At 27.8% G+C, this 14,426-nt stretch carries 20 protein-coding genes; 19 read left to right on the top strand and 1 reads right to left on the bottom strand.

Translation table 11 applies throughout. The features are described from left to right. The 13 genes from QIA21_RS06720 (at position 1) to QIA21_RS06780 (ending at position 7,389) form a co-directional block, all read left to right on the top strand. Positions 1-990: a DUF693 family protein gene (locus QIA21_RS06720; RefSeq protein ID WP_418905741.1), complete on the top strand. Its 990-nt coding sequence runs from the start codon at positions 1-3 to the stop codon at positions 988-990. Positions 991-1,003: 13 nt separating this feature from the next. Beyond that, the gene (locus tag QIA21_RS06725; protein ID WP_418905742.1) at positions 1,004-1,555 is read left to right on the top strand and encodes a DUF777 family protein; all 552 of its coding nucleotides are present in this window, start codon (positions 1,004-1,006) and stop codon (positions 1,553-1,555) included. Between the two features lie 29 nt (positions 1,556-1,584). Next, positions 1,585-1,917, top strand: a complete 333-nt coding sequence (locus tag QIA21_RS06730) for a contractile injection system sheath initiator (protein ID WP_418905666.1) — start codon at positions 1,585-1,587, stop codon at positions 1,915-1,917. Then, a complete protein-coding gene (locus QIA21_RS06735) occupies positions 1,914-2,792 on the top strand; it encodes a DUF276 domain-containing protein (RefSeq protein WP_418905787.1) in 879 nt (292 codons plus the stop codon). Before QIA21_RS06730 ends, QIA21_RS06735 begins: the two co-directional genes overlap by 4 nt. A 5-nt stretch (positions 2,793-2,797) precedes the next feature. Continuing rightward, positions 2,798-3,403, top strand: a complete 606-nt coding sequence (locus tag QIA21_RS06740; protein ID WP_418456421.1) for a DUF735 family protein — start codon at positions 2,798-2,800, stop codon at positions 3,401-3,403. Between the two features lie 9 nt (positions 3,404-3,412). Continuing rightward, positions 3,413-4,213, top strand: coding sequence for a DUF685 domain-containing protein (locus QIA21_RS06745; protein ID WP_418905788.1), 801 nt, complete (start codon positions 3,413-3,415; stop codon positions 4,211-4,213). A 70-nt stretch (positions 4,214-4,283) separates the two neighbouring features. Continuing rightward, on the top strand, positions 4,284-4,478 hold the full coding sequence (locus QIA21_RS06750) for a BlyA family holin (RefSeq protein ID WP_418905746.1): 195 nt from the start codon (positions 4,284-4,286) through the stop codon (positions 4,476-4,478). A 3-nt stretch (positions 4,479-4,481) separates the two neighbouring features. Next, entirely contained in the window at positions 4,482-4,829 is a 348-nt protein-coding gene (locus QIA21_RS06755) for a BlyB family putative holin accessory protein (RefSeq protein ID WP_418905712.1), read from the top strand. Beyond that, the gene (locus QIA21_RS06760) at positions 4,819-5,154 is read left to right on the top strand and encodes a BlyB family putative holin accessory protein (RefSeq protein WP_418905789.1); all 336 of its coding nucleotides are present in this window, start codon (positions 4,819-4,821) and stop codon (positions 5,152-5,154) included. The genes QIA21_RS06755 and QIA21_RS06760 overlap by 11 nt, the downstream gene beginning before the upstream one ends. Beyond that, on the top strand, positions 5,147-5,500 hold the full coding sequence (locus QIA21_RS06765) for a BBA14 family lipoprotein (RefSeq protein WP_418456339.1): 354 nt from the start codon (positions 5,147-5,149) through the stop codon (positions 5,498-5,500). Before QIA21_RS06760 ends, QIA21_RS06765 begins: the two co-directional genes overlap by 8 nt. Before the next feature lie 104 nt (positions 5,501-5,604). Then, positions 5,605-6,153 carry a Bdr family repetitive protein gene (gene bdr / locus QIA21_RS06770; protein WP_418905790.1) on the top strand — a complete coding sequence of 183 codons (549 nt, stop codon included), beginning with the start codon at positions 5,605-5,607 and terminating at the stop codon, positions 6,151-6,153. Between the two features lie 150 nt (positions 6,154-6,303). Further along, complete coding sequence (locus tag QIA21_RS06775; protein ID WP_418905791.1) at positions 6,304-6,729, top strand: Mlp family lipoprotein; 426 nt, start codon at positions 6,304-6,306, stop codon at positions 6,727-6,729. Between the two features lie 21 nt (positions 6,730-6,750). Continuing rightward, positions 6,751-7,389 carry an Mlp family lipoprotein gene (locus tag QIA21_RS06780; RefSeq protein ID WP_418905838.1) on the top strand — a complete coding sequence of 213 codons (639 nt, stop codon included), beginning with the start codon at positions 6,751-6,753 and terminating at the stop codon, positions 7,387-7,389. A gap of 94 nt (positions 7,390-7,483) precedes the next feature. Here the strand turns inward: QIA21_RS06780 and QIA21_RS06785 are convergent, their stop codons facing one another. Next, the gene (locus QIA21_RS06785; RefSeq protein ID WP_418905839.1) at positions 7,484-8,500 is read right to left on the bottom strand and encodes an ERF family protein; all 1,017 of its coding nucleotides are present in this window, start codon (positions 8,498-8,500) and stop codon (positions 7,484-7,486) included. A 385-nt stretch (positions 8,501-8,885) separates the two neighbouring features. On the opposite strand from QIA21_RS06785, the gene QIA21_RS06790 reads away from it, so the two are divergent. The 6 genes from QIA21_RS06790 (at position 8,886) to QIA21_RS06815 (ending at position 14,395) form a co-directional block, all read left to right on the top strand. After that, complete coding sequence (locus QIA21_RS06790; protein WP_418905792.1) at positions 8,886-9,983, top strand: plasmid maintenance protein; 1,098 nt, start codon at positions 8,886-8,888, stop codon at positions 9,981-9,983. 9 nt (positions 9,984-9,992) lie between these two features. After that, a complete protein-coding gene (locus QIA21_RS06795) occupies positions 9,993-10,562 on the top strand; it encodes a DUF226 domain-containing protein (RefSeq protein WP_418905793.1) in 570 nt (189 codons plus the stop codon). Then, a complete protein-coding gene (locus tag QIA21_RS06800; RefSeq protein WP_418905794.1) occupies positions 10,538-11,290 on the top strand; it encodes a ParA family protein in 753 nt (250 codons plus the stop codon). The genes QIA21_RS06795 and QIA21_RS06800 overlap by 25 nt, the downstream gene beginning before the upstream one ends. A gap of 58 nt (positions 11,291-11,348) precedes the next feature. Continuing rightward, positions 11,349-11,918, top strand: coding sequence for a chromosome replication/partitioning protein (locus QIA21_RS06805; protein ID WP_418905795.1), 570 nt, complete (start codon positions 11,349-11,351; stop codon positions 11,916-11,918). 12 nt (positions 11,919-11,930) lie between these two features. Further along, positions 11,931-12,449 (top strand): Bdr family repetitive protein, encoded by a 519-nt coding sequence (gene bdr, locus QIA21_RS06810; protein WP_091973966.1) that lies wholly within the window; start codon positions 11,931-11,933, stop codon positions 12,447-12,449. 602 nt (positions 12,450-13,051) lie between these two features. Next, positions 13,052-14,395 carry a DUF244 domain-containing protein gene (locus QIA21_RS06815; protein WP_418905840.1) on the top strand — a complete coding sequence of 448 codons (1,344 nt, stop codon included), beginning with the start codon at positions 13,052-13,054 and terminating at the stop codon, positions 14,393-14,395. The last annotated feature ends 31 nt before the right edge of the window (positions 14,396-14,426 follow it).

Below are 14,426 nucleotides of genomic sequence, written 5' to 3' on the forward strand. Positions count from 1 at the left end.
ATGTTAGTAACTCATGATTCTAAAACAGTACTACTAAGTTATGATTTTAAAATTGAGTTTTACAATGTAGATGAATCAAAAAAATCAACTGATGGAACTCCTTTTCCGAAAAAAATTCCTAAAATTATAATCAATACACAAGACAGAATTCATGTTGATATTTCCATATTTAATAGATTATCAGCAGACTTAAATACTGTAAGTTCCAAACAAGCAAAAATTGTACTTTGGAACTTGCCACTAGACTTTACCGACCACATAAAATTTGGAGATATAGTAAAAATATATTATAAGAAATTTGCTCATGAGAAAAAATTTGATTTTATAATGGCGGGCACTTTAGAGCACCCCATGAGCACTGATTATCCTGGTGGAGATTTTAGTGTCGAGCTCGAAGTTAAATTATTAACTAATAGCAACTTCTTCAATCGCAAATTGAAGGACAAAGAGGGAAAAGTGGGTAAAAACTTTAAGGGCATGACGGTGCAAGATGCGATAGAGTCTGTATTTCCTAATCGCAATATCATTAACATGAATGATAAAGATAAACTTAAAGTAATCGACAAAAATATTTATGCCTCAACTCCAAAAGAGTTTATTGAAAAAATAATAAAAGGAAAATACGTTCATAACGTAATAACTGATACTGGCTATCATGATTACGAAATTGAATGCAATTTCGTATTTACTAATTACGAACAGGAAGGTGAAAATACCCACTATGAGGCATTAGAAGATTATGGGCTTGAATTTATACCACAACAAGAAGTTGATATCGAGCATGAATTTAAGACAAGGCGTATATATTGGAACGCTAAAATATTTTATACACATAAACTAAGAGTTGGTGATAAAGTTTCATTTATAGACGGACTAGGGAACATTATAAAAAATACCATACAAGAAACAAGTGCGGGGCTTAGCAATACAGGAGATTGTTCATTATCACTTAAGCTATATGACGCCTCTAATTTTGCACCAATGAGATAATAAAGGGGGTAAAATGGACTTAGAGCATATAATTTACAAAATGAACAAGCGTATTTATGGAAATACATTAACACAAGAAGACGTAAAAAATTGGATTTATTCAAATATTTTCATAACTCGACTTGGCACTGTAAAGGAATTTAAACAGCAAACACAAGAAGCTGTAGTTATAATACCAGAATTTGAAGACTTAGAAATTCACACAAAAAATATATCTAATATCAATTTTGAACTATCAAAAGGCGATGCTGTTTTACTACTTCAATCAAGCATCAATATTTTTGATAAAAATGACGATATTCATTTCGACAAACATCATTTTTACATACTTAGCGCAATTAGTCCAAAAACTTTAAATTTAATTTCCGATACTGTTAAGATAAAAGCGAATAGTAGAATTGAAATAGTCAACCAAACAACTAGCTTGAAAGAAATCCTGGAAAGTATTGTAAGTGCTATCAACGGTATAACTATCATAGGAGACGAAAAAACAACTATTAACTATCCAGCATTACAAGCGGTGACCTCTAGAATTTCTGCTAATATCAACAGTTTGTTTAAGTAATTTTTGCTAAATATGGTATAATTATTAGTATGGATTTAAGAATTGGAAATAATTTTGAATTGGTATTTAATAATGATTTTTCGCTTGTTGATGGAATTGACGAGCAAAAACAAAAATTATTTATATTCCTAAAAACCTTAAGGGGTAGTTTAAGCTATGCTCCTAATTGGGGCCTGGACTATTTCTTGCTTTTGAAACTTTTAAAAATTAATAATCTTCAAGCTGTAAAAAACTATTTTTATGAAATATCTAAAGATCTTAACTTAGATATAATCAATATTTCAATTGCAATACAAGACCGTAAAGCAAATATATCCTTTTTTTTCTCTGGTGATGTTTTGAATATGGAGTTTACTTTATGAGTATTGTTTTTGATTCTGATTTTGGTATTCTAAAGCGCACAATTGGGGATATAGTACGATCCAAAAGAGAATACTTACGCATAAATTATGGAATTAACATTGATGATAGTAATAGCTCGATTTACAACATTATTGCATCTTCTTTAGCATTAATTGAAGAAGAAATAATTAATGAGCTTAATCTCTTTTTTTCTAAAATGAAACCGGGTGGTACTTATTGGACTGCAATTGAAGAACATATTTCCTCTAAAAGCACAACTTACAACGCAGTTCGAGCTGCTTTACTTAATCTTAATGGAGTGGAACACGCTAATATTAAAAGTTCAGCTGGTAAAGCTAATATATATCTAATTCTTAAAGAAGATTTATTAGACACTGCTAAGACTAATATTAACAATCCTGAATTTAAAGCTAAACTTTGGGAAACATTATATCTAACAACTCCTAGTGGTACTTTACTTGATGGAGACATAGAAATTGATGGACTCAACCCAACCGGGCAACTTAAATCCTACAAAATATCACTGGGAAAAAGAAAATATGTTTATATGAAAGTAAAGTACAAACTTGATCTTAAAAACTATCTCTACTTAAACATAGACTCTCAAATTAGAAACATATATTCTAGGATTATTTCAAATAACTATTCTGATATGGGCATTAGCTTTGAATATCAAGACTTTTTTGCTCCAGTCAATGAAGTAAAAGGGATTAAGTTTATGGAAATTAAAGTTTGTGTTAAAGATACAGACACTGAAAGTATCTCAAAAATCAGTGATGGCGATTTTCAAACAAATCAAGATATTGCTATCACTGATGATACAATGCTGCTTTTCAATACAACTGATCGACTACTTATTGACATTAATACTTAAAAAGTATGAAAATACCCAATTTCTTAAAAGATTCTGAAGTTCAAAAATTTATAAGTACAGAAACTGAGTACGCACAAAAACTTCTTAATGAGCTTAAAGAACTTAATTCTAACTTCATATCCATTGATGCAAAAGAAAATATAAAATCAAGATATATTGCCATATGGATATCTCAAGTCTTATCAATTTTTTATGCAAAAACTCAAACTCTACAAAGCATTACAAGCAATATCAATAGTGTTATTTTTGCTTTACGACATATTGGCACTGACGAGTCATTTAGACTGATTTTTAAGGCTTTTTTGAATGTGGATATTTCAGTTACTACACCTGAAGCTGGTGTTATTGATATCTCTTTAAAAGGGGCAATAAAGACAAACTTTACTGCATTCATTACACCCAGTACTGCAAAAGGGAAAAGGCCTAAAAAGATACTAATTAGAGAAAAGAAAAAAGGATACGCTGCATCTAAAAAGGCTTTAGTATTCAACTCACTTCCCAAAGGCTATGATCATTCAATTTATGCTTTTATAAAGGGGATTATTCCTATTGGTAGAGTTCTCAAAATTAATAATGAAACTGGTAACAATATTATTACTTTTAACAATTAAGGAGGTTATATGGCTGGAGAAGAAGAAAAATTATTAATTGATGAGGAAGAAACAGTCCAAATCAAAGATTTAAATAAGGTTACGACTGTTAAAAACACTGATCTTTTACTACTTGATGATGGAGTTGCAAGTAGCAACGCTATCACCTTTAAAAACTTTTTGAAAACCGTAAACCATCAAACATTTAAAGGGGAAGAGCTGGGCGAGTTTAAAGAGATAATTAAGTCCACAATCGCTACTGAACTTGCAGCTGATGAAGAGTTTGTAAAAAAAATTTACGCTAAAGTAATAGACAAGCTAATTGGCAATGATTCTGATAAGCTTTCTAACCTTTTTAGCAAAATTAAATCGCGCCTAACAAGTAGCATATCATCAGCCACTCTATCTAAATATGACGATCTTTTGATAATGTCTTCTTCAACTATTCAAAAAACACCTGTTCCAAAACAGTTCCTTGGGGTGCCGTCAGACTTTAGTGCTTATCTGAGCACTCCTGTTGACACCATACTGTATCCGTCTGACTACAAAAATCAAAGACTGCAAGTAGATTTGGACCAATCAAGAGGTGCAACTCTTATTTTTTATAAAAGCTATGACGATACCCCCATTTATCTTGATATAGAACTTGACATAGATCAAATCAAAGGAGAAGGTAGATCCTTATATCTAAGATATTCAGATGAACCTGATAGTACAAATAACCGAAATTTAGTTTTTTCAAGCAAAACTTTCACTGGTGTAATCTCACTGTACAAAGGATGGTATGTCCAAAAAAGATGGGTGAACGTCCCAGTTCTATTAAAGCTGTAAAATTTTTTAGCAAAAATTACAGTTTTGATATATAATATATATATCAAAAATTAAAATGAGGGATTGAAAAATGGATATTAAAATAACCGAACTTCTTATTAATCTAAATGAAATTAAACTAATAGCCGTAATGATTTTTGTAACAGTAATAGTTTTAGGGGTGTTAATTCTTCTCAAGCCGTTGCTAAAAGACATATTATCTATAGCAATAGGCAAGATTTTTAAAAATGGAAATGGCAACAATCATATTAAAAAACGAGATTAATTTATGAAATTATCTAAAGATAATGTTGAGCTTGGACTTACGTCTTTATCAAACCTTATTGATATATTTTCTAAATTTGAAGATGAATTTGATGAAATGGCACATAAGGGATTCTTTTTGGTTTATGAGCTGTATTCTCATTATCAATTAATATATACAGCAAATATGGAAAGACTTGAAAGTGCATTAACTCCAACAATATTAAAAATACTCGCTCCAATAAATGAGAAAATCAATCAATGTATTGATCTAGTTAATTCTGATGAAAAAAATCTAAAAATATCTAATAATCTAAAATTCAATCAAGAAGGAAAACCTATCTATAAGGAAAGAACAAATAATGCAAAATAACACTATTGGTTTAGGACTTAATTTACTATCCAACTTAACTAACATAGCTAAAACTGATACAAACATAGATCATAACTACATTAATACTTTTAATAGGGTAATAGATTTTTTCTATAAAACATATATTGGAACATTAAAATCTATGGAAACGGCCGAATCAACTAAAATATTTGAAGAAATACAAGATATCTTAAAATACAATCTTGAGATAATAGAAGCTATCTCTAGCAGTAAAAGTAATAAAATTATCTCCTCATTAAAAGCAAAACGCAACAAAATCATGCGGGAATACGTAAATATACTTAAAAGGGGTGATAATGCTTAAACTAGCAAACTACTTATTACTTACTTTACTACTATGTTGTAGCACCATTGCTAGCCTACCAGACGAGCCAAAACCACCAATTATTAAAACACTAGGCGCTTTAGCTAAATATGAGGCTCAATTATCAGATTATGTTATGTACCTTGTAACATTTTTAGCTAAAACAAAAGTTAAAGTTAATGATCCAAATTATCCAGAATTTACTTATCCAGATTTATCAACACTAAAAGACGAACACACAATGACTTCAGTAAAACATAATATCAAACTACTTTTAGAATACATTCAAAAAACAAAACCCATAGCAAAAAAAGTCTATAATCAGTATTCAAGATTAAAAATGTAAATTACAAAAAGTTTTTTCTTGCAAGAAATTATACTTTATATTGTTAATAGACAACCCCTATTAACCCAAAATAGTGTACAATAGAACTATAAAGGAAAAATATTATGAAACCCGTGCTAACAAATACTGTAAGTGAAGAACAAATATATAACGAATTTATAAGATTGGGAATGGAACAATTAATAGCACAAGATTTATCTAAAAGATATTATCACAATGAACTCACGTATAGAGATTTAGAAAATTTAGAAAAACAATTTGGTTTAAAGTTTGATAATCTTGAGTTTAAGATAGATACTGTAGAGAAGAATTTACAAAAGGATATAGCTAACTTAGATGCCAAAATTGATACTGTAGAGAAGAATTTAGATACTAAGATGGATTTCGTAGAAAAGAATTTAAATATCAAAATAGATAATTTAGACGCTAAGATTGACACCGTAGAAAAGAATTTAAAACAAGATATGTCTAATTTGGAACAAAATCTTAAACAAAATCTTGACGAAAAGCTCAAAATTCATGAAAAATTTTTATTAGAAAAACTTAATATAAGCAACAGATTAATAATTATTATTACAATAATAATAGCTCCAATTGCTATATCTAGCATAGCAAATATTATTACGTCGCTAATTAATGGGTTTTCTAAATAGAAATTACAAATAATCCTCAAAATATAATTTATCATTTCCAAACAATCCCCTAAAAACCCGCAATATTTCTCAAAATAGGATATATACTTACAAGAATAAACTTTTTTGTTACTTAATGTATTGTACTGAAGATAAAAAAAAGGAGTAATAATGAAAATTATAAATATATTATTTTGTTTGTTTTTACTTGTTCTAAATAGCTGTAATTCTAATGATACTCATACTCAGCAAGTAAAAAGTAGAAAAAAGCGTGATTTAGAACAAAAAGAGTCACAACAAGAAAAGCCTAAATCTAAAGAAGAACTTCTTAGAGAAAAGCTAACTGATGCTCAAAAAACACAACTTGACTGGTTAAAAACCGCTTTAACTGGTGATGGAGAATTTGATAAATTCTTGGGATATGATGAAAGTAAAATAAAAACAGCGCTTGATCATATGAAAAGTGAACTTGATAAATGTACTGGAGATGATGCTGAAAATCAGAAAAATACTTTCAAAACCGTAGTTGGGGGCTTCTTTAGCGGTGGGGATATAGATAACTTTGCAAGTCAAGCGACTGCTACATGTAATCAGTAATAATAGGGAAAGTAAATGAAATTGAAAATTATAAATATATTATTTTGTTTGTTTTTACTCGTATTAAACAGCTGTAATTCTGACGATAACGACACTTTAAATAAAAATAATGCACGACAAGAAAAAAGTAGAAAAAAACGTGATTTAGATACACAAGAGCCTCAAGAAGAAAAAGAAAAAATCACTCTAACTTCCGAAGAAGAAAAAAAGTTTAAGTCATTAACGACTGCTTTTAAACACACAATTGAAAAATTATCCGATCAAGTACAAGGGTGCAATAATGGAAACAAAAGTAAATGTACCGACTTCTTTGATTGGCTTTCTAAAGATATTCAAAAGCAAAAAGAATTAGCCGATGCTTTTACTAAAGTTTATGACTTTTTAGAGTCTAAAAGACAATCAAAAGAAAAAGATAAAGACTTTGATACTTATATTAAAGAAGCTATTGATTGTAAAACTAACAACCAAAAAGACTGTAATAAAGATAATAAATATGGGAGTGACGCCGATACTAACGAAATAGAACAATATTTTAGAGGCGTAGCCGGGAGTATATTTAATAATAAAAATTCTAATGATGAAATTTATCAGTGCCTTAAAAGTGAACTTTTAAACGAAGACAACCATTACGGTGGTCTTACAGGCAATTGGGATAATTAAAATAGTACTTAAGCATAAACACCCAAATTATATCCATAGCAAGCCCCCCAATATAGGGGGGCTTGCTATGGAAGGATATCGCTATGGTCTATTGCTATGCTGCAAATATATAATCAAATTGTTTATCTTCTTTTAACGTGCAAAAGAATAATAGCGGGCTAGGGCCATAAGTAGTCTTCTTAAACTCCATAAACTTTTCAAAATCTTGCAAATCCTTTAATCTATTATTTCTCTTGAAATAGTCTTTTATAATCTCTGCCCAATAGTTTATACTCTTAAAATCACTATTTTCCTCAAAATACGAGATTAAATCGGCTTCAATTTTCTTGATATCATCAATATTGTTAGGGTCTATATTCTGAATAAAGTTTATTTTTTGAATAATTGAGTTTATATTATTTTTTGTTGTGGGGCTATTTACCCAATTTTTTATATTAGACAACGCTTCTTTAAAAACACTGTAATAATAAAACCTATCTTTTTTCTGGTTTTTGAATGGTGTAGTTTTGTTGTTCTGAATTATTGTTTTTTTCTGATTGTAATTAATCTCTTGTTTTTGTTCTTGCTTGCGATTAAAACTAACTTGTCTATTAGGTGTAGAATTTTCGTTTTCATAATTATTGTTAATATGCGCTGCATCAATATCAACTTCGCTTTTTATACAAAGATGCCCCACTAAAGCATACCTTTTGACATAAGTAATAGATGAGCCAAACAGTTGATGCGCTGTACTTACAACTTTAGACCCAGTTTCACTGTTCCATTGTAAATTTTCTGTAAGCATTGGCGTATCAAAAGACTCTCTATACCCAGTACTTGTACTGTAGAATGTGGTCCTAATAACATGTTCCTTTTGACCATCTACATATTTAGAAATTGGATCTTGAGTAAACATAAGATCCAAATTATGCTTTTCAATAACGTTATAAATTTCCTCTACTATGTCATTGAAATCCTGATACTTATACTTATGTCCCTGAAGACTTTTATCAATACGTGGTAAATTCGTGATTAGGGTTTTCATATCTTTTCTGAATTTAATTTCTGCTTGTATATTATTTTGTATATTATCTTGAATATTTAAATTATTATTTTTTGAACCATTGTTCATATTATTGTTTGTCATTTTAAGTTTCCTCCTTATTGGTAATAAATAAATATATAGCAAAAACTATTTTTACCAAGTTTTTTACAAAAATTTTTACAAAAAAATAGAGCTTAGCTAGATTCTCTTTCTAAAAGAACTAAGCTAAGCTCTTTCTTTTATTTTTTTGCAAATTACCAATAAGGTAGTCAAACTGAAAATATTCAAATAACTACGCTGTTTGTAGTGTAGCCCAATTTAGAATTAAAATCAATTTATTTGTACCAATTTACAAAAAGTGTATTTAATTAATGAGATTAATAATTAAATATAATATTTTTTTGAAAAGTATTTACTTTTAAATCAAAATTATGCATTATAATATTAATTATTACCAATAAGGAGAAAAAACATGGAAGATTTTCCAAATAACACAAAAAGTCCAAATTGCTACAACAAGCATCGATATAAATTGATAGTTCTTATCTCAACACTAGCCTACATAAACACCAAATATAAGAAATATACACAAAAAACCATACTCTATTACTTTAATGAAAATTTAAAAAGAAATGGTCAAGCTCCTACTACATTAAGAACATTGCAAAAATATCTTTACAAATTAGAAAAAGATATAAAAGTAACAACCAACTACTACAAACATTTGGGGGTAAATTGTGGCACTGAAATTTACTATCACCTTAATTTTGAAAAAAATGAATGCCACTTTAAAATTAATCAATACTTTCAAGAAAAAAAACACTCTCGATTTAAATCGAGAGTTAATAACTATCTTAAAGACAAATCTCCAAAAAAGGGTAATGTAGAGTTGGAGAAATGTTTATGTAATAAAAATAATAAAAAAGAAGAAGAAAGTAATAAGCAGATAGAAAAGTTTCAAGTAATAAACTATGCCAATAAATGCAACTTTAAAAATAAAGAAATTCTTCATATTATCTTAAATTTAGATATCAGTAAAAATGAGAAGATTATAATGCTTAGAATTGCAAAAATGCTTGAAATTAAATTAACAAGAGATAAAAATATACATTTTAACAAAAATTCTTTAAAAGATAAGCAAAACAAATTAAAAGAAATTCTAGAAAATACTCAAAAAGAATTGGAAAAAAACGGATACAATACTGAACGATTGGAAACAGAATTTAAAAAAATATATGAAAACTACAAAAATAAGCCCCATTTTATAATTGAAAATCAAAAATATAATGACTTACACAGTATAAAACGTAAGTTAGAAAAAATAATTGAAATAAAAAAAGAAAATTCTTCAAAAAATTATGAGAATTTGAAGATAAACACTTTCAATATACTTATTGAGCGACTAAACAATACGACAAATATTGAAGTACTAAAACCAATTGTAAAAGCCTATTTAAGTAGTAAAAAGAAATTAGAATTCAATAAAGTATTTAACACGTATTATAATGATTTATTAGAGATAATAAGAAATTCTTTAACGATAGAAGAATTTAGTAAAAAGGTTATATAAGGATTAAATATGGAAACTGCACCTGAGCCAATAAAAAAAGGTAAATGTAAAGTTGAGTGCAAAAATAAAGAACGGTTTATTTTGATTCAAAAAGAAAATGGTAAAGCAATGTACCATACAAAAATAATGATGGATGTTTATAAATTTGGAGTTTATGAGAATAAAAAAAAGAAAAAAAATGAATTCCGAGTATCACTGAGGGCCTTATTTAATGGAGAAAGAATTGTTGAAGAAACACATTTATACCCTATTAAAGAAGGGGATAAATTTTTAGGAATTTATTACGGGTTTAGAAAACCAATAAAAAAGGCAATTATAAAGTATGAAAAAAACGGAACTAGAAAATCCTACGGCTTTGCAAGGGCATATTATATGGAAGTTAGATTTAAAGCAGGTAGCGTGTTTTTTTATTTCAAGGGATTATATCGCTTATTATATAAAGAGAGAATGAATAACCACTACAATAAAATATTATTTAGTATGTTTACAGATTTAGAAAAACAGATATATGAATTTTATGGGAAAAAATACCCCGAACAAGGACCACTAACAAAATGGATAATAAAAAACCTAAAATAATAACGATTGCAAGTCTTAAAGGAGGTGTTGGTAAAAGCACAACTTCAATAATACTTGCAAATTTATTGTCACAGAATTACAAAGTACTCCTAATTGATACAGACGATCAAGCTGCTGCTACTAGCTATTATTATAATGAATTAGAAATAAAAAATTTTGATGTTTCTCAGATAAATATAGGAAATGTTATAAAAGATGATATAGACATCAATAAAAGCATTATTAATGTTGATAATAATTTAGCTTTAATACCAAGCTACATAACAGTTGATGATCTAAATGGGGATTATTATTATGACAATCGACATTTACCTATCGAATTTTCATTGAGAACAAAATTAAATTCCATAATTAATGATTATGATTATGTGATAATTGATACTAATCCTAAAAGGAATTTTACATTAAAGAGTTCTTTAATTAGTAGTCATTATGTAATATCTCCAATGACGGCAGAAAAGTGGGCAGTTGAAGGATTTGAAACATTGAGGAAATTTATAAAAGAAGTGGCTGGAATACCAGTGTTTATTGTTATAACAAGGTTCAAAAAAAATGTTACACACAAGCAATTAATGGAAATAGTAAGAATGAAAAGTGGGTTTTTAGGATGTATAAGTGAAAGAGAAGATTTAAACAAAAGAATAGGATGTAATGAAAAATTTGATTTTTCAAAAGATTATATTATTGAATATAGAAAAATATTGAAAACTTTTTTAGAGAAGTTATAAAAATCAACAAGCTCAACAAGTTCATCGTGACGAACTTGTTGAGCATAAAGGAGTAAATATGGATAAAAAAAATATTAATTTAAAAATTAATAAAAGAATTTCAGAAAATAATTTAAATTACATTCTTGATCAAAGTGATGAAAATCAAAGAAAAGAAGAATTTGAACAATTAATTACGCAATTAAAAAATAATATTAAATCAGAAATATATAATATTATTGATACCATGAAAATCCTTAAAAAAATAAATGATAAGAAGCTTTATGTAGAAGGAGGATATAAATATTTTAACGATTTTTTATCTGATTTTAGATTAGCAAAGACACAATCTTATGAATATATAAAGTTGGCGACTGCAGTTGAAGCAGGATTATTAGAAGAGAATTATATCACTAGTAACGGAATAAGGGCCTCAATAAGATATATTAAGAGTAAAACGAATGAAACAGTAAAAAAATCTAAACAAAATCCAATAAAACCGTTAAGATTTCAGCTTAAAACTCAGGAGAGTTACGATTTTTATAAAAAAAATGCTAAATTCACAAGTTTTATGATGCATGAGATTTTTGAAAATCAAAAGGATTTTCTTAATAAAATTTTTAAAAAATATAAACAATTAAAAGGATAATAAAGGAATTTTATGAGTAATTTAGCGTACAGAACATATAACATAGAAAGCATAAAAAATGAATTTTTAAATAAAGGGTTTAGTGAGGAGGCAATAGATTTTGTTTTTCTTCACAATGATAATTACAACTTTGAAGTTTTAAAAGAGAAAATGAATTCTTTGGAACAACAAATAATTAATGTAGAAAAGAACTTTCAAAAAGATATATCTAGATTAGATACTAAAATAGATAGTGTAAAAAACGAACTTAATGCGAAAATAGATAGTGTAAAAAACGAACTTAATGCGAAAATAGATAGTTTAGATACTAAAATAGATAATGTAGAGAAGAGTTTAAACGCTAAAATAGATGGTGTAGAGAAAAGTTTAAACTCGAAAATAGATAGTGTGGAAAAGACCTTACAAAAGGATATATCTAGTTTAAAAAATGAACTTAATGCAAGTAATAGAACAATACAAGTAATGCTAATAGCGGGAATAACACTTGCTCCAATTATTTACTCTATATTCAATAAGTATTTCTTCAGTTGAAAATGAGTGAAATTTTTCAAAATATCAAGGTAGTATAAGCTTATTTTGTGAATAGAAATATTCTATTTTAGATCTGTTTTAAATTAGAACTTATTTGAAGTTTATAACAAAAGAATTTAAATAAGTTCTTTTGTTATAAAAAGACAAATTGATTTTAATTCTAAATTGGCAGCCAAACTTAACTTTTAAAAAACTTGACAAAAGTAGTTTTTGCTATATTATTGTCAGATAACGTTGATTGCATAAACACCAACGAAGGTTAATTATTTAGAATTTTCCAAAAATCATTAGTGGGAATTTATAGAATTTCTTTCGTAAGAGATTTTTTATAAGTTCTCCATATTTTTATTTACAAGAAATTTTGTGTAAAAGTTGACAAAAACATATATTATTATATAATAGGTATAGCTAAAAAAATGTTAGTATCATAAATCAAAAATCAATTTAATTAGGTTGGGACTTAACAGATTTTCTAATAAAAGAATTTCGTTAAGTCCCACTTTTTTTTGTAAAAATTTTTGTAAAAAACTTGGTAAAAATAGTTTTTGCTATATATTTATTTATTACCAATAAGGAGGAAACTTAAAATGACAAACAATAATATGAACAATGGTTCAACAAATAATAATTTAAATATTCAAGATATACAAAACGGAGTATCCAACATGATGAATTTTGAGCAACAAAGTTTTATTGGTTGTGAAATATTTGAGGAAAAATCCTCTCCCATTAAAGAAAAAAGCAAATTAAGCAAGATAGGCAAAAAATTACCAGGAATAAGTAGTCAAGAATGTTTTAAGTTTAATCGAAATATTGATTTTAGCGTGCAGAGAAACAAACTCAATAAATATGGAGCTAGTGAAGTGGGTACTGTTCTGATTGGTGGAGTTGGACTTAAAGACTTGATGATAAACAGAGTGCTTAAATATTTTGGTATGAGTATGCCTTTTGAAGAGAATTTGTATATGCTCAAAGGTAAAGAGTTAGAAAATTTAGGATTTAGAGAATTTGTTAAAGCTCACGGTGATAATATTGATGTTTTGTATAAAAATAAATATGCCAACGGTGTTGATAAATATAATTATTTCAAAAAAATGGATGGTTTTACAACTTTAGTAGGCTCAACGATTGATGGATGGTTTATAAATAAGGATGGTGATATAGAGCTTTTAGAGATTAAGAGTAGTGATTCTAATTATATGAGTAGTGCTATAGCCGAGTACAATAAAAATGGCAATTTTTTAAGTAGCAAGTATTTTTTCAAATACTATGTGCAAGCACAAATGCAGCTAGCATGTACTGGACTTGAGTATTGTAATTTATTCTTTTTAATAGACGCTGCACCGGTTAACTGTAAGATAAAAAGAAATAACTCTTTGATATCAAAAGTTTTAGAATTTGTTCAAAAATGTGAATGGGAAGTTTTCAACGCAAGAAACGAAATTATTGAAAAGAATGGGGCTAATTTATTAATTGCAAGTGATTATGATAATGATACGTTTATTAAGTTCATTGAAGAGATTGAGGAGTTGGTAGTAAAGAGTGAGTTTTATCGATCTGGAGTTGAGTTTGATTGGATAAATGAATTTGTAGAGTATGTTGAGTGCACTGACCTTGAGATTAAAACCGAAGAGTCTGCTGCTAATCTTGAGTGTAAGCTGATTGAGATTGACAATCTAAAATCAGAACTAGATAAAATTCAAAATGAAAACAAAAGGAGAGAAAAACCCATTAAAGAACTACTCAAAATTAAAATTAATGAAATTTTAGATAAATATCCACTAATGAATCATGTAAATTACAGATTCAAGCAATTTGTGTTCAATTACGATCCTAAGAAAAGGGCAATAGCAGATAGATTTACGGAACTTTCGACAACAAATAATAAATTTTACTTGCCGAGCAATATAAGCAATATGTCGTATGCAAATAGTGTCCCATTTTGAATGGGGGCACTAAAAAAATTAAAAAAAATAT

Origin of the sequence: Borreliella japonica (assembly GCF_030438115.2) — a bacterium.
GTDB classification, from domain to species: domain Bacteria; phylum Spirochaetota; class Spirochaetia; order Borreliales; family Borreliaceae; genus Borreliella; species Borreliella japonica.